Here is a 19,017-nt window from a genome sequence, read left to right as displayed (position 1 = left end):
AGATTACTCCATGCAGGATAGAGTATTAAAAACATTAGAATTTGATAAAATTAAAGCTCAATTAATTGAGCATGTGTCCTCTTCATTAGGAAGGGATAAAGTTGAGGGGTTAGTCCCATCTACTGATTATAGCGAAGTAGTAAGATGGCAAGATGAAACAGATGAAGCAGCTAAGGTGTATCGTATGCGTGGATCGATTCCTCTTGATGGAATCTATGATATCCGTGCCCATGTGAAAAGATCCTCTATTGGCGGTATGCTTAGTCCATCAGAATTAACGCAAATTTCCAGCACAGTCCATGCAAGTAGACAAATGAAACGTTTTACTGAAGAATTTCATGAAGAAGAAGCTGTCCCGATTCTTTTCACTTTAACAGATAGTATCATCGTACTTGCTGAATTAGAAGAAGAAATAAAGATGGCTATTGATGAACAAGGTGCTGTAATGGATAGTGCAAGTGATGCACTTAGAACATTAAGAAATCAGCTGCGCAGAAATGAAGCAAAGGTGCGAGAGAAATTAGAAAGCATGATTCGTTCCTCCAATGCTCAAAAAATGCTTTCTGATAGCATTATTACGATAAGAAATGATCGCTATGTAATCCCTGTTAAACAAGAATATCGAGGCAACTATGGTGGGATTGTTCATGATCAAAGTGCTTCTGGGCAAACTTTATTTATTGAACCGCAATCTGTTGTTACATTAAATAATGAACTGCAAGCGATTCGTGTCAAAGAACAACAAGAGATTGATCGTATTTTAACACAGTTGACTGCACTTGTTGCTCAATATGAAGAAGAATTATTGCATATTGTCAACGTATTAGCAGATATCGATTTTATGTTTGCAAAAGCAAAATATGCGCATCGTTTAAAAGCGTCAAAGCCGAAAATTAATAATGAAGGCAAGATTGTTCTTCTTAAAGCAAAACATCCATTAATCCCGCCTGAAGTAGTAGTGGCAAATGATATTGTTCTAGGGGATACGTATACATCTATTGTTATCACAGGACCAAATACAGGTGGTAAAACAGTAACGCTAAAAACAGTAGGACTTTGTACGCTAATGGCACAAGCCGGTCTGCAGATTCCAGTATTAGACGGTTCGGAAATGGGTGTATTTAAATCCGTCTATGCAGATATTGGAGACGAGCAGTCGATTGAACAATCTTTGAGTACTTTTTCCTCTCACATGGTTAATATCGTAAGTATTCTCGAAAAAGTGGATCATGAGAGTCTTGTTTTATTTGATGAATTAGGGGCGGGTACAGACCCTCAAGAAGGAGCTGCACTTGCTATCTCCATTCTGGATGAAGTAAATAATAGAGGGGCAAGAGTCATCGCAACTACTCATTATCCAGAGTTAAAAGCATATGGGTACAATCGACATGGAGTAGTAAATGCAAGTGTCGAATTTGATATTGAAACATTAAGTCCAACCTATCGATTACTTATTGGAGTACCTGGCAGAAGTAATGCCTTTGAAATTAGTAAACGACTAGGTTTAAAAGAAGACGTCATTAACGCTGCTCGCTCTCATGTAAGTGAAGACAGCAATAAGATTGAGAATATGATTGCCTCCCTAGAGGAAAGCCGTAAGCAGGCAGAACGGGAGCATGAAGATGCGAAAGATCTGTTAAAACAAGCTGAAATGCTTCATCGTGATTTACAGAAGCAAGTAATGGAGTATTACGAGAAGAAAGAAACACTACAAGAGAAAGCCAAAAGGGAAGCAAAAGAAATTATCGAAAATGCTAAAAAAGAAGCAGAAGTTGTTATTGGCGATTTACGAAAAATGCAGCTGGAAAAACGCGTGGAAATAAAAGAGCATGAACTAATTGATGCAAGAAAACGATTAGAGGATGCAACACCAGAAATAGAAATGAAAAAACAACAAGTAGTATCCAATAGGAACCATGTATATCAACCTGGTGATGAAGTGAAGGTTCTAACCTTTAATCAAAAGGGACAATTATTAGAAAAGGTTTCCAATAAAGAATGGCAAGTACAAATTGGTATTATGAAAATGAAGGTAAAAGAAAAGGATCTTGAGTTCATTAAAGCACCTAAAGTAGTTGAAACCAAACCTTTAACGACGATAAAGGGAAAAGACTATCATGTTAGTTTGGAATTAGATTTACGTGGCGAAAGATTTGAAAATGCACTTTCGAGAGTTGAAAAATATATCGATGACAGCCTGCTTGCTGGCTACCCTCGTGTATCAATTATTCATGGAAAAGGAACAGGAGCACTTCGTTCAGGAGTTCAGGAATATTTGAAAAATCACAGGGCAGTAAAGAATATCCGTTTTGGGGAAGCTGGAGAAGGCGGAAGCGGTGTAACAGTTGTAGAATTTAAATAATGTTTTTTAAGAAATCTAGCAGAGGAGAAACCATATGAATCAATTTTGGGGAAATGAGTATGTAAAAACAGCAGGGGATTATAGTGTCGTAATTTTAAGTCTTGTTGTATTTTTGGCTATTTTTGAACTTGTAACCAAATATAATAATTGGGATGAAATAAAAAATGGCAATCTAGCAGTTGCGATGGCTACAGGGGGCAAAATGTTTGGAATCATGAATGTATTTAGGCATTCAATTATGCATAATGATTCTTTATTGACAATGATTATCTGGGGTGTATATGGTTTTGGATTATTGTTAATCGGCTATTTCATCTTTGAATTTTTAACACCAAAATTTAAAATTGATGAAGAAATTAAAAATGATAATCGCGCTGTAGGGTTTATCTCGATGATTATTTCTGTTGGTTTATCTTTTGTAGTTGGCGCAGGTATTTCTTAATAGCAATAAGTATATTAGAAAGGGCTATCACTTAGTGATGGTTCTTTTTTGGCTTATCATTAGATTGGCATAACGCATATTTTTTCAATTATGCTGAAAGTAGGCTTATACATAATCCAATGAATAGATTCCTCCATATAATAAGCTAGTACAACAATAGAATTAAATGGAGGAATTGTGTTGGAAACTGAGAAAAGATGGTTAAAACTTTATCCTGACCAAATTGCCAAAAATGTCTACTATCGAGCAGATACTCTCCCACAATTATTAAAATACGCAGCAAGTGAGTATCCGAAACATAAAGCTATTCATTTTATGGGAAAAGAAATTACTTTTAAAACCCTTTATAAACAAATATTGCAATTAGCAGTATTTTTACAAAGCTTAGGTGTGAAAAAAGGGGACAGGGTAGCTGTGATGCTTCCGAATATTCCTCAAACTGTCATTAGCTTTTATGCAATTTTGCAGGCTGGAGGAATTGTTGTTCCGGTAAATCCTCTGTATCAAGAACGAGAAATAGAATTTATCATGAAAGATTCAGGCGCAAAAGCAATCATAACATTAGATATGCTTTATAACAGAGTGGAGAAAGTGAAGGTACAAACAAATCTCGAGCATATTATCATTACATCCATTAAAGAATATTTACCATTTCCTAAAAATATCGTCTATCCATTCATCCAAGCAAAAGAGCTAGGAAAACCCCTAATTATTCCATCATCGAAAGCCATTCATCTTTTTACCAAAGCAATAAAAACAAAAGCAACAGATCTTCAGGAAGTACCGATTAGTTTTGAAGAGGATATCGCGATTCTACAATATACTGGAGGAACGACTGGATTTCCAAAGGGTGTTATTTTAACCCATCAAAATTTAGTTGCCAATACCTCCATGTGCAGACAATGGCTGTATAAGATGGAAAAAGGAAAAGAAAAAATGCTTGCAGTAATGCCGTTATTTCATGTTTATGGGCTTATGACAGTCCTTGTTTTATCCGTAATGGAAGTGTATAAAATGATTCTTGTTCCAAAATTTGATGTAACTGGTCTATTAAAAACGATCGATAAACAAAAACCGACCGTATTCCCAGGAGCGCCGACCATTTACATTGGCTTAATGAATCACCCAGATATTAGCAAATATGATCTTTCCTCCATTAAAGGCGCGATTAGTGGCTCTGCGCCATTACCAGTAGATGTAATTGAGAAATTTGAGGAAAAGACAGGCGGGAAAATTGTAGAGGGCTATGGATTAACGGAAACGTCCCCTGTTACCCATGTGAATTTTCTTTGGGACAATGAAATTGTAAAAGGAAGCATTGGTGTACCATGGCCAGGAACGGATGCAGCTATTTTTTCATTAGAAACAGGCGAAATATTACCGGTGGGTGAAATTGGAGAGCTTGCAATAAAGGGACCACAAGTGATGAAAGGGTATTGGAATAACGAAGAAGAAACAAACAAAGTTTTAATGGATGAATGGTTATTAACAGGCGATATCGCATATATGGATGAAAATGGCTATTTTTATATCGTTGATCGGAAAAAGGATATTATCATTGCCAGTGGCTTTAATATTTACCCTCGTGAAGTGGAAGAAGTTCTGTATGAGCATCCTGCTATTATGGAAGCATCCGTCGTTGGAGTAAAAGATTCTTATAGAGGAGAAACAGTCAAGGCATTTATTGTAATGCGCAAGGGAATGACGGTTACAGAAGAAGAATTGGATCAGTTTATGCGAAAAAGATTGGCTTCCTTCAAAGTCCCTCGTATTTACGAATTTAGGGAAGAACTTCCAAAAACAGCGGTTGGGAAAATATTGCGAAGACAATTGAAGAAAGAAAGTGAAGAAGGAAATGAGTAAAAAAAGATTGCATATGGTTGTATTATTATCGAGAACCATTTCTCCTGATGCTACTTTCGTACTTGAATCTGGACAAGTTTTTGCAGAGGAAAAGGATTTCATCATTAATCCCCCAGATGCAATAAGTCTAGAAGAGGCTTTACAATTAAAGGAGAGATATGGTGGTCACATCACGGTGGTAATGGTAAGCAAAAAAGAAGGCGAAAAGCAATTAAGAGTAGCTTTGGCTATGGGAGCGGATGAAGCGGTCTTAATAGAATGTAATCCAAACGAACAGGCACCAACTAATATAGCTAAAAAGATTAAGGAGTATATACAGGATGTTGACTATGATTTAATTCTTGCAGGAGATTTTTCTACAGATGGAGCCTCCAGTCAAGTAGGACCTCGTCTTGCAGCTTCATTAGATATCCCATTCTTTACCAAAACAATACGGATCGAAGAAGAAGAAGGAAATGCACTAATTAGAAGAAATACTGATGGGGACATAGAGTCATTTCGTGTTCCTTTTCCTTTCTTAATTACCATCCCACAAGGTTTACATGTTCCTCGTCTACCATCCCTTGCCGGAATTATGAAAGCAAAAAAGAAGCCCCTATTATTCAAACAATCACAAGAAAGTCTATCACATAATACTTTAAGCGAATATTCATATCCACAGTTAAAACGTAAACAGACGATGATTCAAGGGGAAACATGGGATAAGGCAGTTACATTAAACAAATTATTAAAATCATTGCAATGAAAAGTTATGGAGGGGTTCATAGTGAAAGATAAAATTGTTATTTTAGGAGAATATCAACAAGATAAGCTTGCCTCCATTACGCTTGAGTGTATTTCAGCAGCAAAGCAATTACAAAGAGAGGCAGACATTATCCTTTTAATAATGGGAGACGACATAAAAAAGGATGAATCTGAATGGCACCAATATGATGTCGATCAAATAGTGATCGTGGAACATCCTTTGCTTTCTAGATTTTTAAATGAAACGTATGCGAAGGCACTATTATCTGTTTGGGACCAACTCAAGCCTACCATCCTTCTGTGTGGACACACAGATATTGGAAGATCCCTCTCTCCCTATCTAAGTGAAAAATGGGACCTACCGTTATATTCGAATATAGAGAGCTTTGACTTTCATGATGGCAAGCTGTCCTTTAATCGCCCTGTTTATTCTGGCAAATTAATCGAAAAAATAGAAGTTAATAATGATTCTGCTTTTCTTGTTACCATTAAGCCAAAAAAATGGTCAGCATCACAAAGAAAAGAGAAATCAAACCCAAGCATTTATAATTTGAAAGTAACAATTGATCAGCCAATCACAGCTTTAATTGGCCTAGAACAAAAAAAGGCTGATGTAATAGGGCTAGTGGATGCGAAAATTATTGTTGGTGCTGGAAGAGGAATACAGAATGAAGAAGGATTTGCTTTAATAAATAAATTAGCAGAAATACTTGGCGGAACGGTTGGTGTATCAAGAGGGGCTGTAGAATTAGGAATATGCGATGCTTCTATTCAACTTGGACAAACAGGAAAAACCGTCGCTCCAGATGTTTATATCGCTTGTGGTATTTCAGGTGCTATTCAGCACCTTGTTGGCGTCACATCCGCTAAAACAATTATTGCTATCAATAAAGACCCAAATGCTCCTATTTTTGAAGTAGCTGATTACGGGATTGTAGGGGATTTATTTGACATAATTCCTGCTTTAATTAAAGAATGGGACAAAACCGGAACGTTCTAATAATGGTGAATGTATTAAGTACTAGTGGGGGAAAATGATACTTGAAACATATTATTAGTATCATTACTGAAAGCATGGTATACTTTCGATATTGTTAGTTTATCAAATAAGGAGGCAAATAATAAATGGCCATTACACATGCAACAGATCAAACATTCCAAGAAGAAACAGGTTCAGGTGTAGTACTAGTAGACTTCTGGGCACCATGGTGTGGACCTTGTAAAATGATCGCTCCAGTTCTTGAAGAGCTTGATGGAGAAATTGGAGATAGCGTAAAAATCGTTAAAGTCGATGTAGATGAAAACCAAGGATCAGCATCTAAATTTGGCGTAATGAGTATCCCAACTTTACTAGTTCTTAAAGACGGTGAAGTAGTAGATAAAGTAGTTGGATTCCAACCAAAAGAAGCTCTTTCTGAATTATTAGCAAAACATGTTTAATTAATAACTTTCTTCGTTGAAGAGAAAGAAACTGTAAACACACTCAAAATATGAGATAGTGTTTGCAGTTTTTTTATTAAAGGTGGTGACCAGCGTTGTGTGTAGACTGGACCGACCGAAAAGATTGTATATCAAGGGAAGGAAAGTATAAAAAGGAAAGAGTACAAGAGAAAAAAGGCGTTCTTCAAAACAATGGATAGCGCGAAAATACTTTCATCCTCCTCATCTCCCCATTCAAAAATAAACCGTTCTCATCAAATTATTTCCATTCTAGACTTTTTTCTTGATGAATCGACGAAATTCTCTATAATTAGAGAAGATAGTATATATGTTCGTTTGTTTATTGTTTTTAGCTGGGAGGGAAAAACTTGAACGACATCATTAAAAATAAATTAATGATCTTACCTGATCAGCCTGGTTGTTATTTAATGAAGGATCGCCAAGGCACTATTATTTATGTAGGAAAAGCAAAGGTGTTAAAAAACCGAGTCCGTTCCTATTTTACAGGCTCTCATGATGGAAAGACATTAAGACTTGTCAATGAAATAGAAGATTTTGAATATATCATAACCTCTTCCAATATCGAAGCGCTTATTTTAGAAATAAATCTGATAAAAAAGCATGATCCAAAATATAATATTATGCTGAAGGATGATAAAAGCTATCCGTTTATAAAATTGACGGCTGAAAGACATCCACGGCTTATAACCACTCGAAATGTAAAGAAAGATAAAGGGAAATACTTTGGTCCCTATCCTAATGTCCAAGCAGCAAACGAAACCAAAAAGCTTCTTGACCGAATCTATCCTTTGCGCAAATGTAATGTATTACCAGATAGAGTATGCTTATATTATCATTTAGGACAATGTCTTGCACCTTGTGTAAACGAGGTTCCAGAGCAAGAATACAAGATGATGACAGATGATATTACGAAATTTCTAAATGGTGGATATAAAGAGATAAAAAAAGAGCTGTCTGAAAAGATGATGGCAGCATCGGAAGAATTAGATTTTGAACGTGCGAAAGAATATCGCGACCAAATTGCTCATATTGAAGCAACGATGGAAAAGCAAAAGATGATGATGACCGATTTAGTAGATAGAGATATTTTTGGTTATTCCTATGATAAAGGTTGGATGTGTGTTCAAGTGTTTTTTGTCCGCCAAGGAAAGCTAATTGAACGAGATGTTAGCACGTTTCCTATTTATCAAGAGCCAGAGGAGGAAATGTTAACATATCTAGGACAATTTTATGAGAAAGCCAATCATTTTAAACCGAAGGAAATTTATCTTCCAGACGATATCCAAAGCGATATTGTCGAGGAATTATTAAAGGTGAAAGTGATAAAACCGCAAAGAGGGCAAAAAAAGGAACTTGTATTATTGGCTAATAAAAATGCAAAAAACGCTTTGAAGGAGAAGTTTTCCTTAATTGAAAGAGACGAAGAGCGAACAATAAAGGCAGTTGAAAATCTAGGGAAACAAATGGGTATCTATACTCCGCTCCGCATTGAGGCATTTGATAACAGTAATATTCAAGGGACTAACCCTGTGTCAGCAATGATCGTCTTTATTGATGGAAAACCGGCGAAACGAGAGTATCGTAAGTATAAAATCAAATCTGTTAAAGGCCCAGATGACTATGAATCAATGCGTGAAGTTATTCGTAGAAGGTATCAGCGTGTTCTAAAAGAAGGATTGCCGCTTCCCGATTTATTATTAATTGATGGAGGAAAAGGTCACTTGGAAACAGTAAGAGAGGTTTTGCTTGATGAATTAAGCTTAGATATTCCAGTAGCTGGTTTAGTGAAAGATGATAAGCACCGCACCTCTCAGCTTCTATTTGGAAATCCATTAGAGATTATTCCACTGGCGCGAAATAGTCAGGAGTTCTATTTATTACAAAGAATCCAAGATGAAGTTCACCGTTTTGCGATTACATTCCATCGTCAATTAAGAGGAAAAAATGCTTTTCAATCTTTATTAGATGAAATTCCTGGAATTGGGGAAAAACGTAGAAAGCTTCTTTTAAAAACGTTTGGTTCTGTAAAGAAAATGAAGGAAGCTTCAATCGAAGAGTTTTTAGAAATAGGAATTCCAGCAAATGTGGCAGAACAATTACTTGCTAAATTACAGGAATAAAAAATAATAATTGTCGTAATAAAAACACTGTGCTATAATGATGGCAACTTATAACTTAATAAGTGAAGGTAGAGGTGCGAACTTCAAGAGTAATAATTCGGAGAAGAATGAGCTTCAGAGAAGAATTATGAAAGGGATAGATCGCCGAAGTAAGGAAAGTTCTCATTGCTTTTTTTACTGGTTTTGCATTGAATAAATGTAAGACTGTCAAAACAAGGAACTGTTTTGGAGAGCTATCTCACTGTTTGTGCATATTAATACTGTTAATTGGACTGCACGGCAATGAGATATTCTCATTGCTTTTTTTATTGTCTTCATCTATTTTTTCGTTATTTCAGTTTGCCACAGAGAAAATAGTAATACATAAAAGAAAAGCAAGGGGAAATAAAAAGAAACCTCTAAGATTACAAGAAGGTAGGGAATGACTTTGGGATTAGTTGTACAAAAGTTTGGTGGAACTTCAGTAGGCAGCGCAGAAAGAATTCTACATGTAGCAGAAAGAGTAATCGAGGAAAAGAATCGTGGTAATGATGTAGTAGTGGTTGTGTCTGCTATGGGAAAAACAACAGATTCTCTTGTAACACTAGCGAATGAGATAAATCAAAAGCCATCTAAACGAGAAATGGATGTATTACTTTCCACTGGGGAGCAGATTACTATAAGTCTACTGTCTATGGCTTTACAGGCAAAAGGAGTAGAGGCTATTTCTTATACCGGCTGGCAAGCGGGAATAGAAACAGAGGATGTCCATGGCAATGCACGAATATTAAATATTCAAACGGAAAAAGTGCAAGGACAATTACAACAGGGAAAAGTAGTTGTAGTTGCTGGGTTTCAAGGAGTCACAGAAACAGGGGATATAACAACCCTTGGACGTGGTGGTTCAGATACTACGGCAGTTGCTATTGCAGCAGCGTTAAAAGCGGAAAAATGTGATATCTATACAGATGTAACAGGCGTTTTTACAACCGATCCTCGTTTTGTGAAGAATGCGCGAAAACTATTAGCGATTTCCTATGACGAAATGTTGGAACTAGCTAATTTAGGGGCAGGCGTTTTGCATCCAAGAGCAGTAGAATATGCAAAAAACTACCAAGTGCCATTAGTGGTTCGCTCAAGTATGGAACAAGAAGAAGGAACGATCATCGAGGAGGAAGTTTCAATGGAACAAAATTTAGTCGTACGTGGAGTTGCGTTTGAAGATAATATTACGAGTGTTACGGTATTTGGATTAAGAAATCCGCTAACAAGTCTTTCTACTATTTTTACAACACTTGCATCCCATCATATAAATGTAGATATCATTATTCAAAGTTTAACAAATGATCAGTTGACTAACCTATCTTTTTCAATTAAAGATAGTGATTTAGAAGAAACATTGAAAGTGTTAGAAGAAAATAAAGCCGAATTAGGATATGATAAAGTCACTTCAGAACAAGGATTAGCAAAAGTATCGATTGTAGGTTCTGGAATGATTTCTAATCCTGGCGTAGCAGCAGAAATGTTTAAAGTATTATCAACTGAAGAAATTGTTATTAAGATGGTAAGCACATCAGAAATTAAAGTATCTACTGTGATTGAAAAAGAGAATATGGTGAAAGCAGTAGAAACATTACACGATGCGTTTGAATTGGCTAAACTACCTGTGAATGCATAATTAAGACAAAAAGCCCCTTCCTTCTAAAAGTAAAAGCATAGAAGAAGGGGCTTTTTCTTTTAGAAATGCGTTTTAATTTCCATTCTATATTGATAGACGAGATTTAAGGGATTTTCAAAAATTAAAAACAAAATAATTTTTATGAAAACGCTTAATTTGTATGGTAAGATAGGAAAAGAGGAATATTTTACTATAAAGGAGGTCCTGATATGAAGATGAAGATTTGGGATAGAGTAAATAGAACTACAAAAAACAGTTCAAAAAGATTTAAGATTAAGTTAAAAACAAAAATGATTATTTCTTTTGCCCTAATTTTAATTATTCCAAGTTTAATTATAAGCACGTTTTCTTATATAAAAGCGAGAAATGAAATGGAAAATCAATTTTTAAACACTTCCCATGAAAATGTGAAAATTGTGGACAATATCATTAGAAATACATTAGGTACCAGTATTTATCAAACGGTTATTTATTCGGAGAAAATTAAATTTGATGAACAATCAGAAGAAAGCAACACGACGGTAAGGACAGAATTTGATAAATACATGGAATTGAACCCAGAAATTGAGAGCGTTTTCTTTGGTTCGAAAGCAGGAACACTCATCCAATCTCCTAATAGCATTCTTGGTAAAGGCTATGATCCAAGGAAAGATGCATGGTATACAAACGGGATGGAAAAAGAAGGGGCTGTTTATGTTTCTAGTCCTTATACATCAATTGCCACAGGCAGTTTAGTTGTTGCAGTTTCAAAGCAGACGGAGGATAAAAAAGGTGTAGTAGGGATGGAAGTAAGCTTAGAGCGAATAAAAAGCTTAGTTTCAAATGTGAAAATAGGAGATAAAGGCTTTATCATTATTTTCAATCAAGATAAAAAATATATCGTTCATCCTAAAGAAGAAGCAGGTACAACTGCGAAACAGTCTGTGTTCAATCAAATGTTTGACAAAAACGAGGGAAGTATCGATCTAACTGACGGTGGAAATAAATATATTATGCAATATATAACCAATGAAACAGTGGGCTGGAAACTCGCTGGCGTTGTAGATAAATCAGAAATTAATGATATGACTTTTCCTATACTATATCAAACAGTTTTAGTAATAGTGGTCTCTCTATTAGTGAGCGGTTTCTTTATATTCATACTTATCAATTCTTTTATTAAACCATTAAACAAATTAAAGGAATCAGCAATAAAAATGAGTGAAGGAAATTTAACAGAGAAAGTAGACATTCTTAGAGAAGATGAAATTGGCCAAGTAGCTCTAGCATTAAAGAATATGGCTGAAAATCTACATAATATTATAAAAGATGTAAATGAAAAATCGGAACATGTTGCAGCTTCTTCTGAGCAATTGCTTGCAAGCTCGGATCAAACAGCTTCAGCATCTGAATACGTTGCTGGGGCATTGGAAGAAGTAGCAAGTAAGGCTGAAATGCAAAAAGATAATTTAACAAAGAATACTAATGCATTAAAGGACATAGAGAATCATATTAACAAAGTTGCTGAAAGTGCAAAAATTGTTTCCACATTGACAAATGAGACGGTCATACAGGCGCAAGAAGGAGAGAATACAGTAAACAATACGCTGAGCCAGATGAATGAAATTTATCATTCGGTGGAATCATCGAACCAGCAAATACTGTCCTTACAAGAACGCTCGCAAGAAATAGAATCTATTGTAGAGACTATTAGTGGCATAGCTAACCAAACTAATTTGCTTGCCTTAAATGCTGCAATAGAAGCAGCAAGAGCAGGAGAGCATGGAAAAGGATTTGCCGTAGTTGCGACGGAAGTTGGAAAACTTGCCAAGCAGTCCGAACAATCTGCGCAAGAAATCGGTGATATTATTACAAACATTCTTATGAATACAAAAACGACCGTCGAAGGGATGGGGGCAGTTACGAAAAGTGTTCAAAATGGAATATTGGCATCAAAGCAAACGACAGAAGCTTTTAATGGTATTATTCAGCGCGTAAAAACTATCTCACCACAAATGACGGAAGTTGCTAACCTGTCTAATCAAATAGCAGAGCAGGTACAAGCTGTAAGTGTATCAGCCAATGAATTATTAACTATTTCAAGCGAGAATGCAGCTTACTCAGAGGAAATGGCAAGTTCAACAGAAGAACAATTAGCCGCAATGCAGGAAATAAAAGCAGCAGCCAGCTCATTATCAGATGTAGCTGTCGAACTTCAAGAAAAGATAAATACATTTACTATTTAAAAAAACTCCATATGGCAACAAGGAACTAATAAAAAATTCCTTTCGTCATATGGAGTCATCTCTTTATTCTACTACTGGATCTTTACTATCCCAACGAACCGTAATGGTTATTTTTTTATCTTTTCTTTTTGGGTCTTCAAAGGCCTCAGCAATAACTTTTTTCGTTTGTTCATATTGCTGTGCTAAATAACCAGCTTCAAGTTGAAATGTACATTTCCCTTTTTCTTTTAATCTTTTTTCGATAAGATCACTGGATAATTGATAAGTAATTTCATTTTTTGTTTGTTTAACTACTTCTAAATTTCCCCATCCGACTTTTTGAAAAAAGGTATAAGCTTCTTCTATTGCATGTAAAGGAAATAATCGAGCAATACGTTTACCTGCCCAATACAATAGGTCAGGAGTATCTCGACCTAATAATTCTGGGATAAGTATTTCTCGAATTAATTCGTATCCATATGCGGGAACAGTAAGTGGGTCAGTTTCCACTTGTGTTTTTTCTTCTACGGATGTTAAATCACTCAATATGCTCTCCTCTTTCTACCATTCTATTATATTCACTTAATTACAAGAATTATCTTCTAAAAAAAGTAACCATTTTAAGTATTCACGGTAATTCCATACCATTGTTTAGGAAGAAGAATGGATTCCAAATAAAATAGAATAAAATATATTGTCTAAATAGTATACTGTAAAAACGGAAAAAAATCATAAGAAAAACGAATGATATTTAAATTAGAAAGTTTAAAAAGTACTTACAAGGACAATGTAGTTTGTAATTACACAATATTCTAAGTTGTTTAAAACTTTAGGGATTTACAATGTTACCGTTAAGTATAAAAGCTTTTGGTGATAATTCTATTATTTGATTTGCGTGATAAATTTATGCGAATAATAGAAAGGAGGAAATTTTTACTTTTTTTCACATATAAATAGAAAAAAAGCGAAAGAAAATTTATTTAATGTATCCGTTTTCTTGACCGCATTTTTTTTTAAGAGTACAATTAAATTGTCACTAAATTGTAAGAATTTTTGGTTTTGTTATCGCTTTAGAGGCAAAGGGAGTATGTCATCAAGGTAGTGTCAAAAGATTTATGAAAACTACCTAAAGGGTTAGTTTCTCTCCTATTTACTGGATGGAGATGCGCCGCAATCGCTCTTGACAAACACGCCAATGGTTTGAGGATTGTTTAACAAGGGCGAAGGGAACAAAAGAAGGCATACCAAATAAGCCCTTGGTTGTTTCCATTTTAAACCATTGGCAAGTTCGGTTTGTCAAGAGTTCGCTCCGCCGATTGCTGAATTAGCTTAAGGGCTCAGCTAAACAAAAAGTTAGGCTTGTCTTTGTTCTACTATCCATTGTTGTGCTAATCCAATGAGCTTTGTCCAACGTGCTGGCATTGTTGGAAGCCCCTTGAGTTCTGGATTCACTACGGGCACTTTTCCTTCTAAGGCGGCATGCGGACGCAAAAAGTTAAAGTAGGCCGTAAATAAGGTGACGTATGAAATGGAACCATGTTCAGAGCCGAATCCATGAGTGGAGCGATAATTGCCCTTAAAGGTGCGGTTAAGTCTCTCAATTATTTGTTTCAGTGGTCTATATTCGGTCGAAACAGGGTCCTCATTGGTTAATCCAATGACCTGCTTCACATCGAATGAAATCCCATGTTGAGCGAAGAAATGTTGGGCTAAAAGATAGATTGGATTCCCGTCTACCACAAAGGTCAGATTTTCTGGAATCTCTTTCATCTTGATTAAGACCTCATCAATTGCTCGAATGGCTGTTGCTGTGTCTCGATTAGGCGACACCGGATACGAAAGAATAATCTTTTTCACGGCGTCAAAAAAGAAAAATAAATAATGCCATCGACCGTTTACTCTGATATACGTTTCATCACCGCAGAATTGGTCTGAAAGTTCATAGGGATAGTGATCCACATAAGGTTTAAGTAATAAAGCTACGCTATTTTCGTAGTTCAATACAGTCTGATGTGAAATCATCACTCCGTGTACGTCCTGCATAATCGCAGCTGTTTTACGGGCCGAAAGGCCATAGTTTACATGATAGGTTAGGATTAATCCTAATGTATGTGGTGATGCATAAATCTTTGATAAGTCAACGGCCGGCAGTTCTGGTGATTCCTTGGATAACGGCTGGAAATCGATATGAAACTGACGGAAAATGTATCTTAATTTAAATGCTTGAGGGTCCTTTTTGAACCTTTTCTTTTCTTTTGAAGTCATCCCATTGAGCTTCTTTTGATAATAAGAACAGTCATTGTTCTTGCACTTAAACACGTGAAAATCTTTTCTTTCTTTTATTTTCTCGAGAGTTTTGGAACAATGAGGACACTTCAGGATGGCTTCCTTAGAATAACGGTTCTTTTCACTGAAGAGCTCTGTACACACCTTGCATTGATACTGGCCTTTATCTCCATTGTTGGCATAAAGATAATCTGATGGAGCACCACACTTTGGGCAGTTCATGGATTTAGGTACGGAAACTTTTGCATTCTTACGCCTTTGAACAGGTTTAAGTGGTTTCCCGTTCTTCTCTAGATATTCACTAAGAAGAACTCGATAATCAAGCTGTTCCAGAACTTCAATGACCGGAAGGTCGTCCACTTGAAGTTTTCGATATGGTTTATTTACTGGCTGTTCAGTAGGCTTATCAAACATACTCTTACCAATCAATAAAGTAAGCAATGTTCGAATTAGTTGTTCTTGATAGTTTATAAAAGTTAATAAATAGGTTATAATTTGAGGGTACAAATTGTCACTTCCTTTTCTAGGTTGTTGAGAGTGTCGTAACCTCAATTATCCTTAGAATTCAGGGGGTGGCAATTTTTTTGCTTATAAAGCCCTCTCAGATAGGATTTAATAACCTATTTACTATAAAAGTTTTGACAATACGGTCATCAATTAGGGGGGAATTTTATGGCAGCAAATCGAGAGTTTTTATTCAGAAGGCTTCACTCTTTATTAGGGGTGATTCCAGTGGGAGTATTTTTGATCCAACATTTAGTTGTCAATCACTTTGCAACTAGAGGCGCAGAAGCCTTTAACAAGGCAGCTGGCTTTATGGAGCATTTACCTTTTCGGTATTTTTTAGAAATTTTTGTAATATTTTTACCGATATTGTATCATGCAATATATGGAATTTATATTGCGATTACAGCCAAAAATAATACTAAAAACTACGGATTTTTCCGAAATTGGATGTTCTATATTCAAAGGGTGACAGGGATCATTACATTAATATTTATTGTTTGGCATGTATGGGAAACAAGGGTAGCCGCTCAATTAGGGCAAGAAGTGAACTATGAGATGATGAGCGAAAATTTGGCAAACCCTTGGATGCTTATTTTTTATTTAGTAGGAGTTATCTCAACCATTTTCCACTTCTCTAATGGATTGTGGTCATTCTGTGTAAGCTGGGGAATCACTGTTTCTCCTAAATCTCAACGAATTAATACATATGTAACGCTAGGAATATTTGTTGCATTAACAATAGTAGGTGTACGAGCAATATTCGCGTTTGTTTAATAAATAGTAGTTTAGTAGAGCAATAGATGAAGGAGTGAACGTTTGTTATGAAGAAAGGGAAAGTTATCATCGTTGGCGGTGGTTTAGCAGGACTAATGGCAGCAATCAAAGTAGCAGAGACAGGGACTCCTTTAGAATTATTTTCCCTTGTACCTGTAAAAAGATCACACTCCGTTTGTGCCCAAGGTGGAATAAATGGAGCGGTAAATACGAAGGGGGAAGGAGATTCTCCGTGGGAGCACTTTGACGATACAGTGTATGGCGGAGATTTCTTAGCAAACCAGCCACCTGTCAAGGCGATGGCTGAAGCAGCCCCTGGAATTATTCATTTGATGGATAGAATGGGTGTAATGTTTAACCGTACACCAGAAGGGTTACTTGATTTCCGCCGTTTTGGAGGAACACAGTATCATCGAACAGCTTTTGCTGGGGCAACGACAGGACAACAGCTTCTATATGCTTTAGATGAACAAGTTAGAAGATATGAAGTTGATGGGCTTGTAGTTAAGTATGAAGGCTGGGAATTCCTTGGTATTATCACAGATGAAGAAGGTGTATGTAGAGGGATTAAAGCACAGGACTTAAAAACAATGGAGATTAAATCCTTCCCTGCAGATGCTGTTATCATGGCAACTGGAGGCCCTGGAATTATCTTCGGAAAATCTACGAACTCTATTATAAACACTGGTTCAGCAGCATCTGTTGTGTATCAACAGGGAGCCTATTATGCTAATGGGGAATTTATCCAAATTCATCCAACTGCTATTCCTGGTGACGATAAACTGCGTTTAATGAGTGAATCAGCTCGTGGGGAAGGCGGACGTATCTGGACATATAAAGATGGGAAGCCGTGGTATTTCTTAGAAGAGAAATATCCAGCCTACGGAAACCTTGTGCCTAGGGATATTGCGACACGTGAGATTTTCCATGTTTGTGTTGACCAAAAGCTCGGCATCAATGGGGAAAATATGGTGTATCTAGACTTATCTCATAAAAATCCTAAAGAATTAGATATTAAATTAGGTGGCATTATTGAGATATACGAAAAATTCACTGGCGAAGATCCACGTAAACTTCCGATGAAAATTTTCCCTGCAGTTCATTACTCAATGGGGGGATTATGGGTGGATTATGATCAAATGACCAATATTCCAGGTCTATTTGCAGCAGGAGAATGTGATTACTCTCAGCATGGAGCAAACCGTTTAGGAGCAAACAGCTTACTTTCAGCGATTTATGGTGGAATGGTTGTAGGCCCGAATGCAGTTAAATATATAAGTGGATTAAGCAAAAGTGCAGAAGATTTATCTACTTCCTTATATGATTCCGCTATTAAAGAAGAAGAATCTAAATGGCAGGATATTATGAAAATGGATGGAACAGAAAATGCTTATGTTCTACATAAGGAATTAGGAGAATGGATGACCGATAATGTTACAGTTGTTCGTTACAACGATAAATTATTAGCAACAGACGATAAAATTCAAGAGCTGTTAGAGCGATATAAACATATTAATATTAATGATACAGCAAAATGGTCTAACCAAGGGGCAGTATTCACTCGTCAATTACAGAATATGCTTCATCTTGCACGTGTTATCACACTCGGTGCATACAATCGAAACGAAAGCCGTGGAGCGCACTATAAACCAGAATTCCCAGAAAGAAATGACGAGGATTTCTTAAAAACAACAATGGCTAAATTTGTTGGGGAAGATAAGGCTCCTGATCTCCATTATCAAGAAGTCGATACTTCATTAATCAAACCTAGAAAAAGAGATTATTCAAAGCAAAAAGAGGGAGTGAAATAAAATGGGGGAACAAAAAACAGTTACTTTTCAAATTGCAAGACAAGATGACCCTAATTCACCATCTTATGTAGAAGAATTCACTTTGCCATATCGACCTAATATGAATGTGATTTCTGCCCTAATGGAAATTCGCAGAAATCCTGTAACAACCAAGGGAGAAAAAACATCTCCAGTTTCTTGGGATATGAACTGTTTAGAAGAAGTATGTGGGGCATGTTCAATGGTCATAAATGGAAAGCCTAGACAATCCTGTACAGCTCTAATTGATCAATTAGAACAACCGATTCGTTTGGAACCAATGAGAACATTCCCTGTTGTCCGCGATCTCCAAGTAGATCGAAGCCGCATGTTTGATAGCTTAAAGAAAGTCAAAGCATGGATTCCAATCGATGGAACGTATGATTTAGGGCCTGGTCCAAGAATGCCAGAGAAAAAACGCCAATGGGCATACGAGTTATCTAAATGTATGACATGTGGAGTTTGCTTAGAAGCATGTCCAAATGTAAACAGTAAATCTAATTTCATGGGACCAGCACCGCTTTCTCAAGTTCGTCTATTCAATTCTCATCCAACAGGTGAAATGAATAAAGAGGAAAGACTACAAGAGATAATGGGAGATGGTGGACTAGCTAACTGTGGTAACTCTCAAAACTGTGTGCAGTCTTGTCCAAAAGGAATTCCATTGACAACATCTATTGCTGCCTTGAACCGTGAAACAACGTTCCAAGCATTTAAAAACTTCTTTGGAAGTGATCATTAATCAAAAAAGACCGCCATTTGGTGGTC

Annotated in this window: 14 protein-coding genes and 1 riboswitch; of the genes, 12 read left to right on the top strand and 2 right to left on the bottom strand. The window is 36.3% G+C overall.

The features are described from left to right. Nucleotides 1–10 precede the first annotated feature (10 nt). From HHU08_RS17280 to HHU08_RS17240, 9 genes are all read left to right on the top strand, one after another. On the top strand, nucleotides 11–2,362 hold the full coding sequence (locus tag HHU08_RS17280; RefSeq protein WP_169188942.1) for an endonuclease MutS2: 2,352 nt from the start codon (nucleotides 11–13) through the stop codon (nucleotides 2,360–2,362). A 34-nt stretch (nucleotides 2,363–2,396) separates the two neighbouring features. Further along, on the top strand, nucleotides 2,397–2,804 hold the full coding sequence (locus HHU08_RS17275; protein WP_016201782.1) for a DUF350 domain-containing protein: 408 nt from the start codon (nucleotides 2,397–2,399) through the stop codon (nucleotides 2,802–2,804). Between the two features lie 180 nt (nucleotides 2,805–2,984). Continuing rightward, nucleotides 2,985–4,667 carry a long-chain-fatty-acid--CoA ligase gene (locus tag HHU08_RS17270; protein WP_169188941.1) on the top strand — a complete coding sequence of 561 codons (1,683 nt, stop codon included), beginning with the start codon at nucleotides 2,985–2,987 and terminating at the stop codon, nucleotides 4,665–4,667. After that, entirely contained in the window at nucleotides 4,660–5,412 is a 753-nt protein-coding gene (locus HHU08_RS17265) for an electron transfer flavoprotein subunit beta/FixA family protein (protein WP_169188940.1), read from the top strand. The genes HHU08_RS17270 and HHU08_RS17265 overlap by 8 nt, the downstream gene beginning before the upstream one ends. A 21-nt stretch (nucleotides 5,413–5,433) precedes the next feature. After that, nucleotides 5,434–6,411, top strand: coding sequence for an electron transfer flavoprotein subunit alpha/FixB family protein (locus tag HHU08_RS17260; RefSeq protein ID WP_169188939.1), 978 nt, complete (start codon nucleotides 5,434–5,436; stop codon nucleotides 6,409–6,411). A gap of 125 nt (nucleotides 6,412–6,536) precedes the next feature. Then, a complete protein-coding gene (gene trxA / locus HHU08_RS17255; protein WP_016201778.1) occupies nucleotides 6,537–6,851 on the top strand; it encodes a thioredoxin in 315 nt (104 codons plus the stop codon). 368 nt (nucleotides 6,852–7,219) lie between these two features. Further along, a complete protein-coding gene (gene uvrC / locus HHU08_RS17250; protein WP_101730678.1) occupies nucleotides 7,220–8,992 on the top strand; it encodes an excinuclease ABC subunit UvrC in 1,773 nt (590 codons plus the stop codon). A gap of 61 nt (nucleotides 8,993–9,053) precedes the next feature. Further along, a riboswitch (Lysine riboswitch) is annotated at nucleotides 9,054–9,236 on the top strand. 183 nt (nucleotides 9,237–9,419) lie between these two features. Next, complete coding sequence (locus HHU08_RS17245) at nucleotides 9,420–10,649, top strand: aspartate kinase (protein WP_016201776.1); 1,230 nt, start codon at nucleotides 9,420–9,422, stop codon at nucleotides 10,647–10,649. A gap of 209 nt (nucleotides 10,650–10,858) precedes the next feature. Further along, entirely contained in the window at nucleotides 10,859–12,874 is a 2,016-nt protein-coding gene (locus HHU08_RS17240) for a methyl-accepting chemotaxis protein (RefSeq protein WP_169188938.1), read from the top strand. A 63-nt stretch (nucleotides 12,875–12,937) separates the two neighbouring features. Here HHU08_RS17240 and HHU08_RS17235 read toward each other — a convergent pair whose 3' ends face one another. Both HHU08_RS17235 and HHU08_RS17230 read right to left on the bottom strand, forming a co-directional pair. Then, nucleotides 12,938–13,399: a YslB family protein gene (locus HHU08_RS17235; protein WP_169188937.1), complete on the bottom strand. Its 462-nt coding sequence runs from the start codon at nucleotides 13,397–13,399 to the stop codon at nucleotides 12,938–12,940. 807 nt (nucleotides 13,400–14,206) lie between these two features. Then, entirely contained in the window at nucleotides 14,207–15,646 is a 1,440-nt protein-coding gene (locus HHU08_RS17230) for a DDE-type integrase/transposase/recombinase (protein WP_169187685.1), read from the bottom strand. A gap of 165 nt (nucleotides 15,647–15,811) precedes the next feature. Here HHU08_RS17230 and HHU08_RS17225 point away from each other — a divergent pair, with 165 nt between their 5' ends. The 3 genes from HHU08_RS17225 to sdhB are packed head-to-tail and all read left to right on the top strand — an operon-like array spanning nucleotide 15,812 to nucleotide 18,991. Next, the gene (locus tag HHU08_RS17225) at nucleotides 15,812–16,420 is read left to right on the top strand and encodes a succinate dehydrogenase cytochrome b558 subunit (protein ID WP_016201772.1); all 609 of its coding nucleotides are present in this window, start codon (nucleotides 15,812–15,814) and stop codon (nucleotides 16,418–16,420) included. A gap of 47 nt (nucleotides 16,421–16,467) precedes the next feature. Then, nucleotides 16,468–18,231: a succinate dehydrogenase flavoprotein subunit gene (gene sdhA, locus HHU08_RS17220; protein ID WP_016201771.1), complete on the top strand. Its 1,764-nt coding sequence runs from the start codon at nucleotides 16,468–16,470 to the stop codon at nucleotides 18,229–18,231. 1 nt (nucleotide 18,232) lies between these two features. Beyond that, nucleotides 18,233–18,991, top strand: a complete 759-nt coding sequence (gene sdhB / locus HHU08_RS17215; protein WP_016201770.1) for a succinate dehydrogenase iron-sulfur subunit — start codon at nucleotides 18,233–18,235, stop codon at nucleotides 18,989–18,991. Nucleotides 18,992–19,017: the final 26 nt, after the last annotated feature.

The sequence above is a fragment of the Niallia alba genome, assembly GCF_012933555.1.
Lineage (GTDB): Bacteria > Bacillota > Bacilli > Bacillales > Cytobacillaceae > Niallia > Niallia alba.
This window is presented reverse-complemented; position numbering and strand designations above follow the sequence as displayed.